A 20,717-nucleotide genomic window follows, 5' to 3' on the forward strand; every position below is an offset into this window, starting at 1 on the left:
CGAGGTCAGAGCGGAAGGGCGGTCAGTTCGCGCTGCCGGGGTGCGCCCACGGCGGCAGGTCCCCGTCGTTCGGGAGGTTCCGCTGCGCCTCGCGGGCGGCCTGCTCGGCCTGGCGACGCGCGGCATCGGCCCGCTGCTGCTCGCGCTGGGCCCGCTGCTGGGCGGCGGCCTGCTGACGCTGCACGCCCTCAGCGGTGTCTGCCCCCTCGTCGGCGTCGTGCGCGGCCTGGGCCTGCAGCATCGCGGTGCGGATCTCCTCGCCCATGGAGCCGACGGCGCCGGGGTTCGAGGGCAGGTACAGCACGTTGGAGCGACCGTTGCGGGCCACGTCCTGCATGGTGTCGAAGTACTGCGTCATCAGCAGCAGCTGCTCGGCGGAGTGCTCGATGCCGACCTTGCGCAGCATCTCGTACTGCTCGGCGATGCCCATCGCGATGGCCTTGCGCTGGGCGGCGACGCCCTCACCCTGCAGGCGCTTGGACTCGGCCTCGGCCTCGGCCTGGGTGACGCGCTTGATCTTGTCGGCCTCGGCGAGGGACTGCGCGGCCACCCGGTCGCGCTGGGCGGCGTTGATGGAGTTCATCGAGTCGCGCACGCGGCCGTCGGGGGAGATGTCCTGGACCAGGGTGTTGACGATGTTGAAGCCGAACTCCTGCATCCGGGCGGAGAGGGTCTCCTCCACGTTGCGGGCGATGTCGTCCTTGGACTCGAAGGCCTGGTCGAGGTTCAGGCTGGACAGGGCCGAGCGCACGGTGTCGAAGACGTAGGAGCGGATCTGCGCCTCGGGGTTGGAGAGGCGGTAGTACGCATCGACGACCTGCTCCTCCTTGATGACGTACTGCACCGCCACCGGCACCGTCACGAACACGTTGTCCTTGGTCTTGGACTCGATGTTGACCTCGAGCTGCTGGATGCGCAGCGAGATCGGGCGGGTGGTGGAGTCGATGAACGGCGCCTTGAAGTTCAGGCCCGGGCGGGCGACGCGACGGAACTTGCCGAAGCGCTCGACGATCACGTTCTCCTGCGTGTGCACGGTGAACATGATCGAGGTGCGCAGGCCGCCGAAGAGCAGGGCGGCGAGGACGCCGAGGACCACGACGACGATGACGAGGACGATGAGGATGGCGGCGATACCTTCCACGGTCCCCCCTTTCCTGGATGGTGAACGATGTGAGCCACGCTACCAAGGGGTCCTGACGAACGGTGGCCCCGCGCCGTCCGGTCGCTGACCTCGTCCGATGCGCACCGGTTGGCCGGGCGCGAGGGGCGGAGGACGGCGGCGCTCAGCCCAGCGGCGTGCTGCCCGGCGCCAGGCCCAGCTCGGTCTCGATGCGCCGGGCGATGCGCACCGGCGGCACCGGCGGGGCGAAGCGGCGCAGCACGCGGCCCTCGGCGTCCACCAGGAACTTGGTGAAGTTCCAGGCGATGCGGCCGCCCATCACGCCGCCCTTCTGCTCGCGCAGCCAGGCCCACAGCGGATGCGAGCCGGCGCCGTTCACGTCGACCTTCGAGAACAGCGGGAAGGAGATGTCGTAGGCGGAGGTGCAGATCTTCGCGATCTCCTCGTCGGTGCCGGGGTCCTGGTGGAACTGGTCCGAGGGGAAGCCGAGCACCGTGAAGCCGTGGTCCGCGAAGGCCCGCTGCAGAGTCTGCAGGCCCTCCAGCTGCGGGGTCAGCGCGCAGCGGGTGGCGGTGTTGACCACCAGCACCACCCGGCCGCGGTAGATCGAGAGGTCCTGCTCGGCGCCGTCGATGGTGGTGGCGGTGAAGTCGTGCAGGGTCAGCGGGCCGGTCCGGGGACGGGGGATCGTGCGCTCGCCGTCCTCGTCCCCCGCCGCGGAGGCACCGGGGGCAGGCAGTTCGCGGCCGGGCCGCGGGGTGCGCACCCCCTCGGGACGCGGAGCGATCGGGCGGCGCGGCGCATGAAGGGCCGCGGGAATCCCCACGCCCGTGGCGGGATCCCCGTGGCCTGCGGTGACGTCCTCCCCGAGGGGGTCGGAGGGGTGTCGTTCGTCGCGCACTCTGTCCATCGGCTCGCTCTCCATCGGAGTATCCATCCTAGGACGCAGGTCACGTCGCGGCCACCGGATCGGGCGGATTCGCCTCCGGGCGAACCCGTCATCGGGGCGCTCGGCCGGGGTGTTCAGCCGAGGAAGGCGTCGACCTCCGCGCGGGTGGGGGCGTCCCGCGGTCCCCAGCGGGTCACGGCGATCGCGGCGGCGGCGTTGGCGCGGGTCGCGGCGGACTCCCAGTCCCCGCCGAGGGCGCGCTCGGCCAGCAGCACCCCGGTGTGGGTGTCGCCGGCCCCGTTGGTGTCCACGGCCTTCTGCGGGAAGGCGGGGATCACGGTGCCGCGGCCGTGGTGGAAGACGGTGCAGCCGCGCTCGCCCTCCCGCACCACCACGACGGCGTGGGAGCCGATACGGCGGCGCAGCGCCTCCGGGGTGTCCTCCACCGAGTCCAGGCCGGTCAGCGCCCGGGCCTCGTCGGCGTTGGAGGTCCACACGGTGGTGCGGGCCAGCACCCGGTCCTGCAGCGCGTGGGGGAAGCCGGCGAAGGGCTCGCCGGGGTCGAGCACCACCTCCACGCCCTCGGGCACCGTGTCCAGGAAGTCCAGCAGCGGATCCCGGGTGGGCTCGAACAGGCTGTAGCCGGACAGGCACAGCAGGTCTCCGGGCTCCGGTGCGAGTCGGGCCAGGGACTCCGCGGTGACCTGCCGCTCCGCGCCGTAGACGGTGACGAAGCTGCGCTGGGCGGAGGGCTCGACCAGCACCACGCAGTAGCCGGTGTCGAGGTCCGGGCGCGGCTGGTCGGACAGCTCCACCCCGTCGGCGGCGAGGGCCTCGCGCACCAGGTCCCCGTGGGGCCCGGTGCCGTGTGCGCCGCCGTGGACGGCGCGGGCGCCGCTGCGGGCGGCCGCGACCAGGATGGTGGTGGCGCCGCCCGCGTAGCGCTCCTCGCTGACTGCATTGGTGTTGCCGCCGCTCGGGGGCAGGGCGGGCACCTCGAGCACCATGTCGACCAGGGCCTGGGCGGTGTGCAGGACGCGGGGCATGGGCCGAGTGTAGGGGCCGCCACGGGGAGCGGGCGGCCCGGTTCCGTGGACGTTCGTCGGACCCCTCCGCGACAATGGCGCCATGAGCACCACCGAGCCCACCGCCGACGCTCCCGTCGAGGGCGCGCCCCGCCGCCGCTGGGCCCTGCCCCTGGTGATCGTCGCCGGCCTGGCCGTGATCGCCCTGGTGGCCGGCGGCATCTGGTGGTGGCGCAGCGGCGACGGCTCCGAAGAGGCCGAGCAGCTCGCCGCCGCCCTGGAGAGCGGGGACTACTCCGGCCTGGCGCTGGCCGCGGGCGATGCCGCCGCGGCAGCCGAGGAGCACGAGCGCATCCTCGGCTCCCTGCTCGAGGACTCCGGCGCCAGCCCGCAGGTGGAGGTCAGCGGCAATGCCGACGCCGAGGGCGAGCGCGCCCTCACCCTCGCCTGGACCTGGGACCTCGCCGACGACGTCACCTGGGAGTACGAGACCCCGGCGAGCCTGGCCCGCGCCGACGGCGGCTGGGCCGCGCGGCTCGACCCCGCCGTCTACGCCCCGGACCTGACCGACTCCGAGCACCTCGAGCTCGACGCGGTCGCCGCCGAGGCCGGGGAGATCCTCGACCGCGACGGCGTGAGCCTCTACGGCCCCCGCGACGTGCTGGTGCTCGGCCTGGACCTCTCCCAGCTCGACACCGCGGAAGAGGAGGACGCCGCCGCTCGCGAGCTCGCCGACGCCCTGGGCATCGACCCCGACAACTTCGCCGCCACCGTCGAGGCCTCCGGGGAGGACGCCTTCGCCTCCGCCCTCACCATCCGCGCCGAGGACGCCGGGGACTACGACCTCGACGCCGCGGAGCAGATCACCGGCTACCTCGCCCAGGAGGAGACGATGCCGCTGGCCGCCGAGCGGGACTACGCCCCCGGCGTGCTCGGCTCCCTCCGCGAGGCCACCGCCGAGGACATCGAGGAGTCCGAGGGGGAGGTCGCCGCCGGGGACCTCGTCGCCACCGGCGGCGTCACCGCGGCCCGCCGCGACCAGCTGGTCGGCACCAATGGCCTCGAGGTGCTCGCCGTGGACGAGGACGGTGCCGAGCGCTCCCTGCTGTCCACCGATCCCGTCGCCGGGCAGGACGTCACCATCACCCTGGACGACGAGCTGCAGCGCCTGGCCACCGAGGCCATCGCCGGGGAGGACTCGCCGGCCGCCGTGGTCGCCCTGCAGCCCTCCACCGGCGACCTGCTCGCCGCGGCCCTGGGCCCCGAGGGTCAGGAGTACCCGATCGGCCTGGTCGGCCAGTACGCCCCCGGCTCCACCTTCAAGACGGTGACGTCCCTGGGTCTGCTGCGGGCCGGGCTCACGCCCGCCTCCGAGGTCCAGTGTCCCGAGACCGCCACCGTGGAGGGCCGCTCCTTCAAGAACGCGGACTCCCTCTCCTCCGACCTGTTCGGCACCATGACCCTCGCCGAGGCCGTCGCCCACTCCTGCAACACCGCGATGGTGCTCGAGTCCGACACCGTCAGCCAAGAGCAGCTCGCCGCGGCCGCCACCACCCTCGGCATCGGTCAGGAGACCCCCGAGGGACTGGACGCCTTCATGGGCTCGGTCGATCCGGAGGACACCGGCACCGAGCACGCCGCCGCGATGCTCGGCCAGGGCCGCGTGCTGGCTTCGCCGCTGGCGATGGCGACCGTGCTGGCCAGCGTCCAGAACGGCGCGGCCGTGAGCCCTCGTGTGCTGGCCGACGACGACTCGGCGGCCGTGGAGGTCGACGAGCCGCTCACCGAGGACGAGACCGCGCAGATGCAGGAGATGCTGCGCGGCGTCGTCACCGACGGCAGTCTCGACGACTTCGCCGACCTCGACGGGGAGCCGGTGATCGGCAAGACCGGCACCGCCGAATGGACCGACGAGAACGGCGAGACCAAGCTGCACTCCTGGGTGATCGTCGCCCAGGGCGACCTCGCGATCGCCGTGTTCGTCGAGGACGGCAGCTACGGCTCGGTCACCGCCGGGCCCATCGCCCGCGAGGTCCTGGAGGGCGCCGCCGCCCTCTGAGGTGTCTCGCGCCCGGAGGGTCGTGCGGCGTCCGGAGAGGTGTGCCGCGTCCGGGACCGTCGGATCCCCCGGTGGATCCCGGGCGCGCGTGATCTGCTGGGAGTCCGTCATCGGCCCGGAAGGGAATGGTCATGCCGCGGTTCCACCCCGATCTCGCGCTCGCGCGCTGGATCCCGCCCACGAACATCCCGGCCCGCCTGGTGCCGCTCCTGCAGCGCGTCTCCGGCCGCTTGCCGGTGGCCCCGGCCGATGTGGAGATCCGGCAGGTCGACGTCCCCGGACCTGATGGGGCCCCACCGGTGCCGCTGCGCGTCTACCGCTCCCGGCTCGCGCCCGCCGTGACCCCGGCCCTGCTCTGGATCCACGGTGGCGGGCTCATCATGGGCAGCCCCGCGCAGGATGAGCGACATTGCCTCGAGCTCGCCCGGACGCTCGGCATCGTGGTCGCCTCGGTCGACTACCGGCTCCCCCCCGCGCACCGCGCCCCGGCCGCGGCGGAGGACTGCTACGCCGCGCTGACCTGGCTGCACCGGCGTCGGGCGGAGCTCGGCATCGACGCCGCGCGCCTGGCCGTCGGCGGCGCCAGCGCCGGGGGCGGACTGGCCGCGGCGGTGGCCCAGATGGCGCTCGACCGAGGGCAGGTCCCCCTCGCCTTCCAGCTGTTGGTCTACCCGATGCTCGACGACCGCACCGGGACGCGGCCGGAGCACGACACCCCGGGCATCCGCGTGTGGACCCCCCACAACAATCGCCTCGGATGGCGGTCGTACCTCGGTGTCGAGCCGGGCGCCGAGACCGTCCCCGACCATGCGGTGCCCGCCCGTCGCGAGGACCTCCACGGCCTCCCGCCGGCCTGGATCGGCGTGGGGTCGCTGGACCTCTTCCACGACGAGGACGTGCGGTACGCCGCCCGGCTGCGCGGCGCAGGCGTGGACTGCCGGCTCGAGATCATCGGCGGAGCCTTCCACGGTTTCGACGCCCTGTTCCCCCGCGCGGACGTCACCCGGGACTTCCGGCGGTCCCAGGCGCGGGCGCTGCAGGAGGCGCTGGGCACGCCGGGCTCGGTGCCCGCGGAGCCGGAGGAGGCGCCCCCGCCGGGGACGTGAGCCTCAGAGGTCGGCCGCCACCTCGACGGCCTGGCGGATCGCGCGCTCGGCGTCCAGCTCGGCGGCCACGTCGGCCCCGCCGATCACGTGCACCCGCGGGGCGCGCCCGGTGGGGTGCTCGCGCAGCTCGTCGGCCAGCTCGGCGACGCTGACCTGCCCGGCGCACAGCACCACCGTGTCCACCTCCAGCACGCGCGCCTCGCCGTCCTCGGTGAAGTGCAGGCCCTCGGCGTCGATCCGCTCGTAGGTGACACCGCGGTGCTCGATCACCCCGGCGCGGCGCAGCTCGGCGCGGTGCACCCAGCCGGTGGTGCGGCCCAGGCCCGCGCCGATCTTGGTGTCCTTGCGCTGCAGCAGGTGGATCTCGCGAGCGCGGCGGCCGTCCCGCGGCAGGGTAGCCACGGCGTCCCGTTCCTCCTCTGCGCCGTCGGGTGCCGGGGCCGCGGGGCGTCGGTGGCCGCGCAGGCCCCCGCGCCGCTCGGCCGGATCGACCACGCCCCAGTGCTCCCGCCAGGTCTCGACCTCGAGGGTGGGGGAGGGGATCGCGGCGGAGAGGAACTCGGCGACGTCCACCCCGATGCCGCCGGCGCCGATGATCGCGACCCTCTCCCCGGGCACCACCTGCTCCTCCAGCAGGTCCATGTAGGTCACCACCTGCGGTCCCGTCGCGGGCGGGGCCGCCTGCGGGGTGAAGCCGGGCAGCTCCGGCAGGCGCGGGGCGACGCCGGTGGCGACGATGACATCGTTCATGCCGACCAGCTCGGCGGGGGTGGCCCGCACCCCCAGGTGGACCCGCACCCCGGCCTCGGCCAGGCGCATCCGCCAGGAGCGCAGCGCCAAGCCGTAGTCCTCCTTGCCGGGGATGCGGGCGGCCAGGCGCAGCTGCCCGCCGATCTCCTCCCGCGCCTCCAGCAGGGTCACCCGGTGCCCGCGCTCGGCGGCGGCCAGGGCCGCCTCCAGACCCGCCGGTCCGGCGCCGACCACGGCCACGTCCCGCACACGGCGGGGGCGGACGGGGGTGAGCACCAGCTCGGTCTCGTGGGCGGCGCGCGGGTTGACCAGGCAGCTCGCCCGCTTCCCGGCGAAGATCTTGTCCAGGCAGGACTGGTTGCAGGAGATGCAGGAGACGACCTGACCGGCGCGGCCGGCGGCGAGCTTGTTCGGCAGGTGCGGGTCGGCCAGCAGCGGCCGCGCCATCGAGACCAGGTCGGCCTCGCCGTCGGCGATCACGCGCTCGGCGAGGTCGGGGTCGTGCACCCGGTTGGAGGCGACCACGGGCACCTGCACCTCCTCGCGCAGGCGGGCGGTGAGCGGCACGAAGGCGCCGCGCGGCACCGAGGTGACGATGGTCGGCACCCGGGACTCGTGCCAGCCGATCCCGGAGGAGAGCACGTCCACCCCGGCTGCGGTGAGGCCCCGTGCCAGCGCCAGCGTCTCCTCCCAGTCCTGCCCGCCCTCGACCAGATCCGTCAGCGAGATCCGGTAGGAGAGCAGGCCGTCCTCGCCGAGGGCCTCGCGCACGGCGGCGGCGATCGCCAGTGGCACCTCGCGGCGGGCGGCGGCGGTGCGGCCGTAGCGGTCGCGACGGCGGTTGGTGCGGGGCGCGAGGAACTGGTTCAGCAGGTAGCCCTCGGAGCCCATGATCTCGACGCCGTCGTAGCCGGCCTCCCGGGAGCGGGCCGCGGCGGCCGCGTACTGCCCGATGGTGCGACGGATCCCGGCGCGGGTCAGGCGACGGGAGCGGAAGGGGGAGATGGGCGAGCGGCCCGCGCTGGCGGAGGCGGCGAGCGGGTGGAAGGCGTAGCGCCCGGCGTGGAGCAGCTGCAGCAGGATCCGCCCGTCGGCCTCGTGCACCTCGCGGGTGATGCGGTCGTGCTTGGCCAGCTGGTGCTCGCCGGCCTGGGCGCCGTGCGGGGTGAGGCGGCCGCTGCGGTTGGGGGAGTAGCCGCCGGTGACGATGAGACCCACCCCGCCGCGGGCGCGCTCGCCGAGGTAGGCGGCCAGGCGGCCGACGTCGCCGGGGTGGTCCTCGAGGCCCACGTGCATCGAGCCCATCACCAGGCGGTTGCTGACGGTGAAGCGGCCGAGGTCGAGCGGGGAGAGCAGGGAGGCGTACCGCGACGGTGCGGTGGCGGGATGCTGCGCGACGCCGGTGCCGAGCGAGGTGGTCATGGAGGGGATTGTGTCAGGCCCGCGCGCCCCGTTGGACCCTGAAACCCGAGGTCAGCGGGCCGTGGCGGGCTCGGAACGCGGGATTTTTCCGCGGACTCCGCGCCCTGACCTGGGCGCCCGGCGGCCTGGTTCGTCGGGGCCGTGCCGGAGAATCGTCCCGTGACGGTCCGCGTGGCGGGACGGTGGGCGCGCGCCCGCGTGGCGCGGGCCGATGATTCCTTATCGTGGGCTCCATCTATCGACGAGCATCGGAGGTCCGGATGCAGCTCAGTCCCTTCACCCCCGGCGAGGTGGCCCGCGAGATCCCCGGCCGCGAGGCGCAGCTCGAGGAGATCGGCGGCCTGCTCACCCTCCCCGCCCTGCACGGCCGCTTCGCCGGACGGATCCGGGTGGACGTCGGCCCCCGCGGCGTCGGCAAGACCAGCCTGCTGCGCCGCACCCGCGAGGACGCCCGGCGCCTGGGCCTGGCGCCGATCTCCGTCACCGCCGGGAACGGCGCCCTGCCCGCCGTGATCGCCGACGAGGCCCGCGCCCTGATGCAGACCTGGGGTCATCCGGACGGCCCCGACGACTGGCTGGAGAGCGTCTCGCTCACCCTCGGGGTGCCGGGCCTCGCCCAGGTGACCGCCGAGGCCCGCCCCGAGGCGCCGCTGCCGCAGGCCACCCGCGCCTTCCGCGAGCTGATCGAGCGCACCGCCCAGGCCGCCCTCGACCAGGGGCTGGCCGGCATCGTGCTGCTGATCGACGAGCTGCAGGACGCCGACGAGCACGGCCTGCGCACCGTCGCCTTCGCCTGGCAGGAGCTGCAGGGATCGCGGACCCCCGCCGCCCTGGTCGCCGCCGGCCTCAGCCACACCGCCGACGTCGTCACCGCCGCCGTGACCAGCGCCGAGCGCTTTCGCTTCCGCACCATGCGGGACCTCGAGGACCATGAGGTGCGCGAGGCCCTCACCCGCCCTGCCGCGGACCTCGGGGTGCGCTGGGAGACCTCCGCCCTGCAGGAGGTGGTGGCGCGCACCCAGGGCTACCCGTACGCGGTGCAGCTCTGGGGCGAGGCGATGTGGACCGCCGCCGGGTCCCCCGATCCCGAGGGCGTGCTCGGCGCCGACCACGTCGAGCCGGCCGGCCTGGTCGTCGCCGAGGACATGGCCGCCCTGCACCGCGCCCGCTGGTCCAAGGCCTCCCCGAAGGAGCGGGAGCTGCTGGCGGCGATGGCACGCCTCGGCGGGGAGGAGGTGGCCCGCGCGGACCTGGCCGCGGCGCTCGGCACCACCTCCAGCGCCCTGAGCGGCCCGCGGCAGTCGCTGCTGGACAAGGGCATCGTCCAGATCGCGGGCCGCGGTCTGCTCTCCTTCACCGCCCCCGGTTTCGCCGAGCACGTGCTCTCCCTGCGCGGCCGCTGAGGCGGTTCGCTCAGGAGTAGTCGGCGACGACGGTGCGGGCGGCCCCGTCCAGGCTGATCTGCCCGCCGTGCGGCAGGATCCACTGCGGCCGGGTGTGGCCGAAGGGCACCCCGACGCACACCACGGCCTCCGGGTTGTAGCGCGCCGCCTGCTCGATCACGGCCTCCCGCTGCGCCACCCGCAGCGCCTCCCGCTCCTCGGCCGAGGCGCGGGGCACCTCGAAGCCGCTGACCGGCGGCCGGGCCAGCAGCACCCCCGCCGCGGCGGCGAGCACGCCGCGCTCGCCGAGGGCTCGCACCCACATGGAGACGTAGTCCGCCGACGGCCGGAGCTCGCTGGTCTCCAGCAGCAGGATCGACCCCTCCAGTGCGGAGGTCTCGGGCAGGCGGCCGGCGAGGGCGATCAGGTCGATCACCTCCAGGCAGCCGCCCCAGCTCGGGCCCTCCACCGTGCGGGCGGGCCCGGCCCAGGTCCACGGCGTCGTCGGCTCGCGGTCACCGTATTCGACCAGCGCCCGCGGGTCGTCCCAGGGCCGGCCGACGTCCTCGGACTCGCCCGGGTCGCTCAGCAGCAGGCGGCCGCCGTCCAGCAGGGCCGCCCGCAGCGAGCTCAGATGCACCTCGTCCAGGTGCGGGCCCGGCCCGATGTGCACCTGCGTGGAGCCGCCGTAGTAGCTGGGCACGCCCAGCTCCCACAGCAGGTGGTGCAGGTTCGTGTTGTCGCTGTAGCCGAGGAAGGGCTTGGGATCCGCGGCGAGCACGGCCCGGTCCAGGTGGGGGATCACGGTGATCTGGTCGTCCCCGCCGACGGTGGCGATCACCGCGCGAATCGTGGGGTCCGCGAAGGCGGCGTTGACGTCGGCCGCGCGGTCCTCGGCGCTCGCCCCGGCGCGCCGCGTGGTGGGGTACTCGACGGGCACCAGTCCGGTGGCCTCCTGCAGGCGGCGCAGCGCCTGCTCGTGCAGCGCCTCGGAGACGCTGGGGGCGGCGAAGGCGGGGGAGAGCACGGCGATGCGGTCGCCGGGGCGGGCCTTGGGGGAGGGGATCGAGGGCGCGGGGCTCATCGCCCGATCCCACCACCCGGCGCGGGGCCCGTCCACCGCTTTCCGGCCGCCGGCCCGTCCCACCCCGCATCCCGCTCCGCGTCTCGCATCCTGGCTCGCTCCCTCTCCCGCGCCGCGTGAGGGTGCGCCACGTCCGTGCGGGAATGGTGCCGGCGCCGTCACGTCTGTGCTGGATGGAGGACCGCTATCCAGCACGAACGTGGCGCGGGTGCGCCCCCGGGCGATGGTCGCCGCGGATAGGCTCGCCGCATGGTCTCGGAACGACGTCGTCGCCGCGCCGCCCGCCGGCTGCGCAACGGCGACGGCCGCGCCCTGCCGCCTTTCCGCGTCTGGCAGCTGCTCACCCGCTCCCTGTTCCACGTCCGCCTGCAGGAGCCGGGGGAGGGGACGGCCCTGTGGTCGGTGGACACGCGTCACGGAGGGAACGCGAGCGGCGAGATCTGGGTGGACTTCTATCGGGATCGTCGGCAGGTCGCCCGCTCGAAGCCGCCCGCGGTGATGCCGGTGACCGGGGGCGTGATCGAGGTGGCGGTCAGCCACTACGGCCTCAAGCGCTGCCACCTCGTCCGCGACGACGGCGGAGAGCAGCCCCTACAGCCCGACCCGGCCTCCGCCGCCGGGGCACGCGCGCGCCTCGCAGAGCGCTTCCCCGGAGCGAGTCGCGCCCTGGGAGTGGTCTCCGTGGTGATCCTGCTGATCGCGCTCGTCCTCGGCATCCCTCAGCTGGCCGAGCAGATCACGGCGATCCCTCCGATCGGCGACCGGGTCGGGACCTTCACCTCGCCTCTGCAGCTTCCCTGGTGGGTGAACGCCTCCCTGATCGTGGCGGCCATCGTGGCGAGCACCGAACGGGCTCTCCGGCTGCGCTACCACCGGCTCCTCGACGGAGGGATGCTCGACGGCAGCGAGTGAGGCCTGGCCGACGGTCGATCCCGGCAGGCCTCACGCTCCGAACTGCCCTCGGGGCAGAGCCAAACACTCCGGCGTCGACGCTGTTCAGGGCACGGCGTCGCGCAGTTCGACGGCGGCGGCGACCAGCTCCGCGTTGCTCGCGGCCCGGCGCCCGGAAGGCAGTAGGACGCCGTCCTCGAAGCCGACCCGGGTCTCGTGTCCGCGGGCGAGCGCGGCCCGCACCAGCGGCCAGGTCCAGCCCTCGGTGCCGTGCACGAGGCGCGGGCAGGTCACCCCGATCTCGTCCAGCCCCTGCTCGGCGCGGTCCAGGTGGGCGAGCGGATCGCCCTGGAGGTGATGCGGCGGGGCGTCCTCGTCCAGCTCGATGCTGACCCGCTGGGCGATGGCGCCCACACCCGAGGCCTCCAGCAGCGGCAGCTCCGCGGGAGCCCACAGCCCCACGTCGATCCCGATGCCCACCTCGTGCATCGCCTCCATCACCCGCTCGAAGCCGGGCTCGCAGAGGTTCACGGTCGCGCAGTCCACGCCCTCCCACTCCCGGATCATCGCCACCCGGTCGCGGACGTCCGGCACGATCCACGCGCCCGTCGTCAGGCCGATCTCGACCTCCCGCCCCAGCTCGGCGGCGAGACCGTGCACGCGGGCGCACACCTCGGCGACGCGCGCCGGGTCGAGGGTCTCCGCCCCGTCCTCGTCCCGGACGTGGAGGTGCACCCCCTCCGCCCCCGCGAGCAGGCATCCCCGCAGGTCGGCGAGCAGGTCCGTCGTGGTCAGGGGCAGGGCGGGGTGGCGGTCACGACCCCAGGCACCGGTCGGGGTGATCTGCAGCATGGCCCCACGGTAGGGGCGGGCTGTGACGGACGAGGGCGGGTCAGGCGGTCGGCACGAGGTAGCGGCGCTTGTGGTCGGGCGGGCTCTCGAGCACCCCGCCGGCCGCCTCGATGATGCGGGCCGAGGGCCCGTTGCCGGCGTCGCAGGTGACCAGTGCCTGCGCGACGCCGATGCCGGCCAGCTCGTCCAGGCCGGCCTGCATCAGGGTGGTGGCGATGCCGCGGCGGCGCGCGCTCGGGCGCACCGCGTACCCCAGGTGGCCGCCCTCGCGGCGCAGGGCATCGTTCAAACGGTGCCGGATCGACACCCGGCCCAACCACTCATCGCCCTCGACGGCCCACAGCGTCGCCACGGGCACGAAGCCGGGCGGCGGCGAGTCCACCTCGCCGCCGCGCCGGGCGCACATCGCGGCGAAGCCCTCGGCGTCGGCCACCTGCGCACGCTCATGGCCGAAGGCGGCGGTCCAGTCGGCGCCCTGGCCGTCCTCGGCGTCGAATTCGTCCCAGGCGGCGAGGAACGAGGCGTGGACGCGGGGCGTGGGCGGGACGATCTCCATCGGCCCACGGTAGGCCCGTCGGTGCACGGGCGCCGGGTTATTCCGTCGACGGTGGCCGCGGGCCCGTGGTCCACTGACCCCATGCACGTGCAGATCCGGCCCCTGGACCTCGCCTCCGAGACCGACATCGCCCAGCTCAACGCCCTGGACGAGGCGATGGACCGCGACCGCTTCGGCGGCAGCGAGCCCTTCACCGTGGAGCAGCGGCGCGCCGTCCTGCGGGACACCCCGTACTGGCGGATGCAGCATTGGGTGGCTGTCGCCGAGCCGATGGACGGCGGCGAGACCATCGTCGCCACTGCCTCCACCCACGAAGCCCTGCAGGAGAACCTGGAGGCGATCCACGTCGGCATCGAGGTGCACCCGGCCTTCCGCGGGCACGGCATCGCGACTGCACTGCTGGAGCAGGCGCTGATCCCCGCGATCCGCGCCTCCGGGCGGACGCTGGTGGATGCCGGGGCGGAGATCCCCGCCGAGGGCGACCCCGACGACCCCGCCCTGCCCGCGAACCGGCTCGCGGCACGCCTCGGCCTGAGCTGCAAGAACATCGGCGTCTGCCGGATGCTGCCGCTGCCGCTGGAGGAATCGCTGCTGGAGCGCCTGGCCGCCGAGGCCGCCGAGAAGCAGGGCGCGTACCGCATCGAGCGCTGGGACGACGGCGTGCCCGAGGAGCACCTGGCCGCCTACGGGCGACTGCTCACCCAGCTCGAACTGGACGATCCCTCCGAGGAGCTGGAGTTCGAGGCCCCCGAATTCCCGGCCGAGCGGATCCGGGTGATGGAGCAGCGTCATCGGGAGCAGGGCAAGCGCTCGATCCTCGCGGTCGCCATCGCCCCCGACGGCACCCTGGCCGGGAACTCCGAGGTGCAGTTCCAGGAGGGTGAGGCCACGACCGTCGGCTAGCAGGAGAACACCCTGGTCATGCCCGAGCATCGTGGGCACCGACTGGGCCTCGCCCTCAAGGTCGCCACCCATGCCGCCCTGCGCGAGCAGGCCCCCGGGCTCCGCGCGCTGGCCACCTGGAACTCCCACGTTAACCCCTGGATGATCGCGATCAACGAGCAGCTCGGCTACCGGGTGGCCTTCCGGGAGCTCGGCCTGCAGGGGCGGCCCGACCTCGGCTGACTCAGCACCCGCCGCGTGGGGAGCCCTGTCCTCCCGGCCCCGGGTGCGGGAGGATGGGGCCACGGCGACGACGGGAAGGGGCCGGTCATGCGGGACCAGCGCTGGGTGGACGGCGCCGTCGAGGAGGCCATCGCCCGCGGCGACTTCGCGGACCTGCCCGGGGCCGGGAAGCCCCTGGACCTGCCCGCCTCCCACGACCCCGACTGGTGGATCAAGCAGCGCCTCTCTGAGGACGACGTGGACCGCGATGCCCTCCTGCCCGTGGTCGTGCTGCTGCGCCGCGAGTACGAGCGTCGCGACGACACCCTGGCCGCCCTGCGCGACGAGGACGCGGTGCGGGAGTACGCCGAGGACTTCACCGCCCGGGTCCGGGCCGACCGCGCCGCGAACCCGCTGGCCCGGATGCTGGCCCCCGAGCTGGACGCCGAGGCGGCCGTGAAACGCTGGCGGGAGCTGCACCCCGACCCGCTGCCGCCTCCGGAGCCCGAGCCCGCGCCGCCGCGGCGCCGCCGCTGGTGGGCCTTCGGTCGGCGCTGAGCCTTCTCCGGACACCGGGCAGCTCCACGTGCTCGAGCCTCTCGAGGCCCGAGGCAGTCATGGGGTCAGTCGATCCCCTGCGCGATGAGCGCCTCCACCGCGGCAACGGCCTCCCGGTCCCCGCTCACCTCGACGGCGGCCGGTCCGCCGTCGAGCCGTGCCAGAGCGTCGCCGCGGCCCCAGGCCCACAGGTACAGCGCGGTCACAGGGCCGGTGGCGGTGGCCCGGGGCAGGCCGGTCGGGTCCGCGCCCGCCGGCCACGGCCGCGCCACCAGCGCCTCGAAGGTCTGTCCGTCGCGGGGGCGGGTGCCCGACCAGCGGGCGATCTCCACGTCCTTGCCGGCGCCGTCGTCGTCCGGTTCCACGCGCAGCATCGCCAGGGTCTCGATCTTCCCCCACTCCGGGATCCAGTCGTGCCCCGCCGCCCACATCACCGCGAGCACATGGTCCAGGCCGTCCACCGCCACGGCGCGGTCGATGGGGGAGAGTGCGGGGAGGTCCGCCGTCATCTCGGCGTCCACCCGGTGCACGGTCGCCTCGTGCACCTGCATCCGCCGGGTGAAGCCGACGCTGCGGTCCGCCGGGAACCAGGTCCACGCCTCCTCGGCGTCGTCCCGGACGGCGAGCTGATCGAGCAGCGCCGCGGTGGCTGCGCGGCGACGCTCCAGGATCCGCTCCCGGGCGTCCGGGCCCTCCGGGCGAGGTGCCGCGGCGCCCTCGGCGGCCTCCGCATCCTCATCGGTGAGCGCGCCCGCGGCCAGCAGTGTCGACCAGAACTCGTGGACCTCGGCGCCGTGCCAGAGCAGGTCCAGCGCCGTCCAGTCCGGGCAGGCCGGGACGGGCGCGGCCGGGTCCGCCTCGGCGAGGACCGCATCGAAGCGGGCGGCCTCCGTGGCGAGGCGCTCCGCGGCGGACGGTTCGGCGGTGGAGCGGGACGCGGCGGGGTCTGGGGTGGGGTGATCGTCGGTGACCATGCGGCCAGTCAAGCACCGGGGCCCGGCGAAAGACAGCGAAAACCGGGGCGAGCGTGGTTCGTCGGGGCCGCTCCGTAGACTCCCGGCATGCGCCTGGACAACATCGGCATAGACGCCGCGGACCCGCACGCGGTGGGGGAGTTCTGGGAGGCCGCCCTCGGCGCCACCCGGCTCACCACCGAGCCCGACCTGCTTGAATCCCGCCTGGTCATCGACGGGGACGCCTCCCTCGACATCTGCGTGGTGAAGGTCGCCGAGGCCGACCAGGAGCCGCTGCGGCTGCACCTGGACCTGCTCGGCGGCACCCCGGGGAACCCCGGGGGCCAGGCGGAGGCCGCGACGCGGCTGCGCGCCCTCGGCGCCCACGACCTCGACATCGGCCAGGGCGAGGTGCCCTGGACCGTGCTGGCCGACCCCGGCGGCACCCCCTTCTGCGTGATGGAGGCCCGCGCGGCCTACGTCGGCACCGGGCCGATCGCCGCCCTGCCGCTCGACGTCGCCGACCCCGACCGGGACGCCGAGTTCTGGGCCTGGCTGACCGGCTGGCAGGACGCCCCCGGCATCGCCCCGCGCACCCTGCGCCATCCTTCCGGCCGCGGCCCGCTGCTGGAGTTCTGCCCCGAGCCGGCGCCGAAGCCCGCGGGGCCCGCGGCGAAGAACCGGATCCACCTGGACGTGCGCCTCGAGGAGGGCGACGACGTCGAGGAGATCCACGAGCAGATCCTCGACCTGGGCGGCCGTGTCCGCGAGCACGACTGGGGTCCGCTGCCCTGGCGGGTCTACCTCGACCCCTCCGGCAACGAGTTCTGCGTGCTCGGCGGGGGCGGCGTGGCCTGAACCGCCCCCACCGACCGGCAGGCGCGATACGGACGGCGGCTCAGGCGCGCTCTGCGATCGCGCTGCGCGGACGCATCGCCACCAGCACCATCACGGCCGCGCCGAGCATCGCCAGCAGGCCCACGCTCGCCGTGATCACCACGCCCGAGTCGAAAGCGTGCCGGGCCGAGGCCAGCAACGCCTCGCCGGTCGCCACCGGCAGCTCACCGGCCACCGTCGTCGCCCCGCCCAGGGTCTCCCCGGCCGCGGCGCGCTGGGAGGCGTCCAGGCCCGTCGGCAGCTCGACGTGGGCGCGGTAGGCGGCGTTCAGGATGCTGCCCAGCACCGCGGTGCCCAGCACCGCCCCCGTCTCGTAGGCCGTCTCGGAGATCGCGGAGGCCGCGCCCGCCTTCCGTGCCGGCACGGAGGACAGGATCAGGTCGTTCGAGATGGTCTCGGCGAATCCGACCCCGGCGCCCAGAATCACGAAGGCCAGGACCAGGGCGAGGTCCGAGCCGGAGCGACCGCCGGTGAGGATCACCGCATAGCCCACGGCGTTCAGCAGCAGGCCTGCCGCCATCGCGTGGGAGGGGCGGACGCGGCGCACCACCCGCACCACCAGCAGCCCGGCCGCGATCGTCACCACCAGGCCCGGCAGCAGCATCAGCCCCGCCTGCATCGGCGTGCGGCCGGAGACCAGCTGCAGGTGCTGGGAGACGAAGTACAGGAAGCCGACCATCGAGAACACGCTCAGCAGATTCGCCATGATCGAGGCGGAGAAGGCCGGCACGGTGAACAGCCGCACGTCCAGCATCGGGGTCTCCCGCATCAGCTGACGGCGCACGAAGGCGACGCCCGCGAGCAGGCCCAGCCCGGCCGCGAGCACCACCGGGATGCTCACGCCGCCGTGCGCGACGGTCTTGATGGCCCACACCAGCGGCACCATCGTCGCCATCACCAGCACGATCGAGGCGGGGTCGACGGGACCCGGCCGCGGGTCGCGGGACTCCGGCACCAGCACCGGGCCGAGCACCAGCAGCGGCACCAGCATCGGCAGGGCCAGCAGGAACACCGAGCCCCACCACAGGTGCTCGAGCAGGAAGCCGCCCACGATGGGGCCGAGCGCCGCGCCCCCGGAGAAGCCGGCCGCCCACACGGCGATCGCGATCCGCCGCTCCTCGGGGTCCAGGAAGATGTTGCGGATCAGCGAGAGCGTGGCGGGCATCAGCATTGCGCCGAACACGCCCATCGCGGCACGCAGGGCGATCAGCGCCCCGGCGGTCGGCGCGAAGGCGGCCACCGCGGAGACGGCCGCGAAGCCGGCGGCGCCGATCAGCAGCAGGCGGCGACGGCCGATGCGGTCGCCGAGGGAGCCCATCGGCACCAGCAGCCCGGCCAGCAGCAGCGGGTAGACGTCCACGATCCACAGCAGCGCCGTGCCCGAGGGTTGCAGCGCGGTGGACAGGGCGGGCAGCGCGAAGGACAGCACCGTGTTGTCCACCGAGACCAGCAGCACCGGCAGCATCAACACGGCCAGCGCCGCCCAGCGACGGCGGGAGCTGGTGATCACGGGGATCTCGGAGGTGGGGACCTGGACGGACATGGGGCCTCCCTCGGGCTGGCGCCGGGCGTGGTGTCCGGCGCATCGGGGTCCCCGGGGAGCGGGGACGACACCCCGACCCTAAACCGTCCAGACGGTACAGTGAAGCGGGAGCGCCTATGGTGCTGGTCATGTCCGCGAGAGAAGACGTGCTCGACGCCCTGGAACGCGTGCTCATCGAGGAGGGCGAGCGTGCCGCCACCCTGGAGGCCGTCGCCGCGCGCGCCGAGGTCTCCAAGGGCGGGCTGCTCTACCACTTCGGTTCCAAGCGCGCCCTGGTCGAGGGCCTCGCCGAGCGGATGCTGGACCTCGCCGCCCTCGACCTCGAGCAGATGGCCGCCGCCCCCGACGGCCCCTCCGCCTACTACGTGCGCTCCTCCGTCTACGAGGACAGCCCCTTCGACCGCGCCCTGGTGGCCGGCTCCCGCCTCAGCCACGGCGAGGACGCCCCTGTCCGGGCCGCCTTCGACCGCATCCGTGAGGACTGGCTGCGCCTGATCCGGCAGGAGGTCGGCGACGACGCGATCGCCGAGGCGATCATGCTGATCGGTGACGGGCTGTACTACAACGCGCTGCTGGACTCGACCGGGCACCCCGACGCCGCCCGCCGCGAGCAGAACCTCGAGGCGCTGCTGGCCGTCGTCGCCCGGATGCGGGAGCGGGCCGGCACGGACTGAGTCCGCACCGGCCCGCCCACCTCAGCGGCCGGACACCCCGTCGGGCATCAGGCGTACCAGAAGCCCTCGAAGCTGTCCTTGTAGACCCGGTAGCCGAAGTTCGAGGAGTCATAGCGGTAGGCCGCGACCAGCTCGCCCTCGGCGGTGCGCTCGGAGAACTCGTTGGCCTTGCCGGAGTTCACCACCATCGGCTGATCGATGCCGCCGTCGCCCAGGCGCTGCACGCTGGAGACCACCGAGGAATAGGGGATCTCCACCATCAGGTCCTCCGAGTAGGTCCCGGCGTTCTCGTCCACCAGGTAGCGCAGCACCTGGCTGACCCCGTCGAACTCGCTCTCGGAGGCGTTGGCCGGGCCCTTGCCCTCCCAGACCTCCGCATCACGGGTGCCCAGGTACCAGTGGTTGTTGTTGAACATCTCCAGGTAGAACTGGCCCTCGTCCAGCGAGTCGTCGTCGATCCGCTGCACGGTGTGCTGGCCGGCGTTGCCGTTCGGATCGCCCTCCGCGGCCAGGAAGTGCTCCTCGTAGCCGGTGCCCTCCCACAGCACCTCCCCGCCGATCAGCCAGCGCACGCTCGGCTCGCCCCCGGGCTCGAGGGCGCCGTCCAGCGCGATGATCGTCGAGGTCTCGCGGGCGGAGAGCACCATCACCCCGTCGGTGATGTCGATCGAGTTGATGTGGATCCAGTCCTTGCCCTTGACCGCGGAGCCGCCGGCCTCGCCGCCCTCGCGGGCATGGGCGATCTCCTCGTAGGCCGGGAAGACGGTCTGCAGGTCCACCACCTCGTCGACCTGGCCGGATGCGAGGTCCACCCGGATCACGCGGTCCTCGACCCGCTCGTTGCCCACCTTCGAGGTGAGCACGTAGGCGATGCCGTCGACGACCTCCAGGTCGTGGTGCACCGACTGGTCGCCGAGGTCGATGATCGTGCCCGCGTGCCCGAAGGCATCCAGCACGCTGACCTGCCGCGAACCGGTGGTGACCACGAGGTTCCCCTCCTGCAGCCGCACGCGGTGCTGCGGGGAGTCGCCGGAGGGGATCTCGGCGCGCATGGTGCCGGTGCCGTCGTAGAGGAAGGAGGCGTTGCCGGGACCGGAGATGCCGGAGAGGGCGAACAGCCCGGGAGCGATCGCCTCCGCGTCCTCGATCTGCGTGTCCAGCACCGTGCCGTAGCCGGTGGCCGCCTCGGGGGTCTTGATGCGCATCGCGCTGGCGACCTCGTCGCCCCCCTCGGGGCGCCACCGCAGCGTCAGCTCGTTGATGGCCCCGGGCACCATCGCGATGGCGAGCCCCTCGAAGCCGGTGTCGGCCTGGTTGGCGATCGTGGCGGTGAAGTCCTCGGTGGCGGCGACCTGCGCGGTCACCTCGACCTCGCCGGCCGCGGCGTCGGTGAAGTAGAGGTACAGGCCGGAGCGGGTGGTGCCGTAGGGGTCCATCACCAGCAGCGGCTCCGCCGCCGTCCACTCCTGCTCCTCCTTCTTGGCCTGCAGCGCCTCGTGGCGGGCGGCCTGCGTGGTCGCGTCGAACAGCTCGGGGGACTCCTCGTCGTCCCCGAGCTCGTAGCGGACCTGCCACAGGGTGTGGTCGCCCGAGTAGTCCTGGAACTCGTCGATGACGACCTCGGGGCCGGTGGGTCCCTCGGCATCGGTGGAGGGGGTCTCCATGCCCTCCTCGCCACTTCCGTTGTCGCAGGCGGTCAGCGTCACGGCCCCGGCGACGAGGACGCCGCCCCCGGCCAGGAAGCGGCGACGGGCCAGCACGGCCCGGCTGGTGGTCACGGTCGGCAGGGAGGTCCCGGGGGACTCACCGGGGGAGGGCGTGGTCGGTGTCGGCATGGTCGCGAGTCTAGGAG

Annotated in this window: 19 protein-coding genes; 9 read left to right on the forward strand and 10 right to left on the reverse strand. The window is 74.1% G+C overall.

Annotated features, from left to right (window positions below):
• Positions 1-22: 22 nt before the first annotated feature.
• From OM98_RS05555 to OM98_RS05565, 3 genes are all read right to left on the reverse strand, one after another.
• Positions 23-1,141: an SPFH domain-containing protein gene (locus tag OM98_RS05555; protein ID WP_010533607.1), complete on the reverse strand. Its 1,119-nt coding sequence runs from the start codon at positions 1,139-1,141 to the stop codon at positions 23-25.
• Between the two features lie 142 nt (positions 1,142-1,283).
• Positions 1,284-2,045, reverse strand: a complete 762-nt coding sequence (locus OM98_RS05560; RefSeq protein WP_010533608.1) for a glutathione peroxidase — start codon at positions 2,043-2,045, stop codon at positions 1,284-1,286.
• A 98-nt stretch (positions 2,046-2,143) separates the two neighbouring features.
• Positions 2,144-3,055, reverse strand: a complete 912-nt coding sequence (locus tag OM98_RS05565; RefSeq protein ID WP_010533609.1) for a PfkB family carbohydrate kinase — start codon at positions 3,053-3,055, stop codon at positions 2,144-2,146.
• A gap of 82 nt (positions 3,056-3,137) precedes the next feature.
• On the opposite strand from OM98_RS05565, the gene OM98_RS05570 reads away from it, so the two are divergent.
• The gene (locus OM98_RS05570) at positions 3,138-5,093 is read left to right on the forward strand and encodes a penicillin-binding transpeptidase domain-containing protein (protein WP_010533610.1); all 1,956 of its coding nucleotides are present in this window, start codon (positions 3,138-3,140) and stop codon (positions 5,091-5,093) included.
• Between the two features lie 131 nt (positions 5,094-5,224).
• The gene (locus tag OM98_RS05575; RefSeq protein ID WP_050812615.1) at positions 5,225-6,199 is read left to right on the forward strand and encodes an alpha/beta hydrolase fold domain-containing protein; all 975 of its coding nucleotides are present in this window, start codon (positions 5,225-5,227) and stop codon (positions 6,197-6,199) included.
• Between the two features lie 3 nt (positions 6,200-6,202).
• Here the strand turns inward: OM98_RS05575 and OM98_RS05580 are convergent, their stop codons facing one another.
• Positions 6,203-8,371, reverse strand: a complete 2,169-nt coding sequence (locus tag OM98_RS05580) for an NADPH-dependent 2,4-dienoyl-CoA reductase (protein ID WP_010533612.1) — start codon at positions 8,369-8,371, stop codon at positions 6,203-6,205.
• A gap of 260 nt (positions 8,372-8,631) precedes the next feature.
• Between OM98_RS05580 and OM98_RS05585 the strand changes: the two genes are divergently transcribed.
• Positions 8,632-9,774 (forward strand): ATP-binding protein, encoded by a 1,143-nt coding sequence (locus OM98_RS05585; protein WP_010533613.1) that lies wholly within the window; start codon positions 8,632-8,634, stop codon positions 9,772-9,774.
• Between the two features lie 10 nt (positions 9,775-9,784).
• Here the strand turns inward: OM98_RS05585 and OM98_RS05590 are convergent, their stop codons facing one another.
• On the reverse strand, positions 9,785-10,837 hold the full coding sequence (locus tag OM98_RS05590) for a S66 family peptidase (protein WP_010533614.1): 1,053 nt from the start codon (positions 10,835-10,837) through the stop codon (positions 9,785-9,787).
• 249 nt (positions 10,838-11,086) lie between these two features.
• Here OM98_RS05590 and OM98_RS05595 point away from each other — a divergent pair, with 249 nt between their 5' ends.
• On the forward strand, positions 11,087-11,749 hold the full coding sequence (locus OM98_RS05595) for a hypothetical protein (protein ID WP_010533615.1): 663 nt from the start codon (positions 11,087-11,089) through the stop codon (positions 11,747-11,749).
• A gap of 84 nt (positions 11,750-11,833) precedes the next feature.
• On the opposite strand, the gene OM98_RS05600 is transcribed toward OM98_RS05595, so the two are convergent.
• The gene (locus OM98_RS05600) at positions 11,834-12,580 is read right to left on the reverse strand and encodes a 3-keto-5-aminohexanoate cleavage protein (RefSeq protein WP_010533616.1); all 747 of its coding nucleotides are present in this window, start codon (positions 12,578-12,580) and stop codon (positions 11,834-11,836) included.
• A gap of 40 nt (positions 12,581-12,620) precedes the next feature.
• Positions 12,621-13,136, reverse strand: coding sequence for a GNAT family N-acetyltransferase (locus OM98_RS05605; protein WP_010533617.1), 516 nt, complete (start codon positions 13,134-13,136; stop codon positions 12,621-12,623).
• 81 nt (positions 13,137-13,217) lie between these two features.
• Between OM98_RS05605 and OM98_RS14505 the strand changes: the two genes are divergently transcribed.
• The 3 genes from OM98_RS14505 (at position 13,218) to OM98_RS05615 (ending at position 14,798) form a co-directional block, all read left to right on the forward strand.
• On the forward strand, positions 13,218-14,039 hold the full coding sequence (locus OM98_RS14505; protein WP_010533618.1) for a GNAT family N-acetyltransferase: 822 nt from the start codon (positions 13,218-13,220) through the stop codon (positions 14,037-14,039).
• Positions 14,040-14,057: 18 nt separating this feature from the next.
• The gene (locus OM98_RS16145; RefSeq protein ID WP_010533619.1) at positions 14,058-14,261 is read left to right on the forward strand and encodes a hypothetical protein; all 204 of its coding nucleotides are present in this window, start codon (positions 14,058-14,060) and stop codon (positions 14,259-14,261) included.
• A gap of 87 nt (positions 14,262-14,348) precedes the next feature.
• Complete coding sequence (locus OM98_RS05615) at positions 14,349-14,798, forward strand: DnaJ family domain-containing protein (RefSeq protein WP_010533620.1); 450 nt, start codon at positions 14,349-14,351, stop codon at positions 14,796-14,798.
• Positions 14,799-14,863: 65 nt separating this feature from the next.
• Here OM98_RS05615 and OM98_RS14800 read toward each other — a convergent pair whose 3' ends face one another.
• Positions 14,864-15,772, reverse strand: a complete 909-nt coding sequence (locus OM98_RS14800) for a maleylpyruvate isomerase N-terminal domain-containing protein (RefSeq protein WP_010533621.1) — start codon at positions 15,770-15,772, stop codon at positions 14,864-14,866.
• An 87-nt stretch (positions 15,773-15,859) separates the two neighbouring features.
• Here OM98_RS14800 and OM98_RS05625 point away from each other — a divergent pair, with 87 nt between their 5' ends.
• Positions 15,860-16,609: a VOC family protein gene (locus tag OM98_RS05625; protein WP_010533622.1), complete on the forward strand. Its 750-nt coding sequence runs from the start codon at positions 15,860-15,862 to the stop codon at positions 16,607-16,609.
• A 40-nt stretch (positions 16,610-16,649) separates the two neighbouring features.
• Here OM98_RS05625 and OM98_RS05630 read toward each other — a convergent pair whose 3' ends face one another.
• Positions 16,650-18,191, reverse strand: a complete 1,542-nt coding sequence (locus tag OM98_RS05630; RefSeq protein WP_010533623.1) for an MFS transporter — start codon at positions 18,189-18,191, stop codon at positions 16,650-16,652.
• Positions 18,192-18,319: 128 nt separating this feature from the next.
• On the opposite strand from OM98_RS05630, the gene OM98_RS05635 reads away from it, so the two are divergent.
• Entirely contained in the window at positions 18,320-18,865 is a 546-nt protein-coding gene (locus tag OM98_RS05635) for a TetR/AcrR family transcriptional regulator (RefSeq protein WP_139017580.1), read from the forward strand.
• A gap of 47 nt (positions 18,866-18,912) precedes the next feature.
• On the opposite strand, the gene OM98_RS05640 is transcribed toward OM98_RS05635, so the two are convergent.
• Positions 18,913-20,700: an aryl-sulfate sulfotransferase gene (locus OM98_RS05640; protein ID WP_010533625.1), complete on the reverse strand. Its 1,788-nt coding sequence runs from the start codon at positions 20,698-20,700 to the stop codon at positions 18,913-18,915.
• Positions 20,701-20,717: the final 17 nt, after the last annotated feature.

Source organism: Brachybacterium squillarum M-6-3 (genome assembly GCF_000225825.1).
Classification (GTDB): domain Bacteria; phylum Actinomycetota; class Actinomycetes; order Actinomycetales; family Dermabacteraceae; genus Brachybacterium; species Brachybacterium squillarum.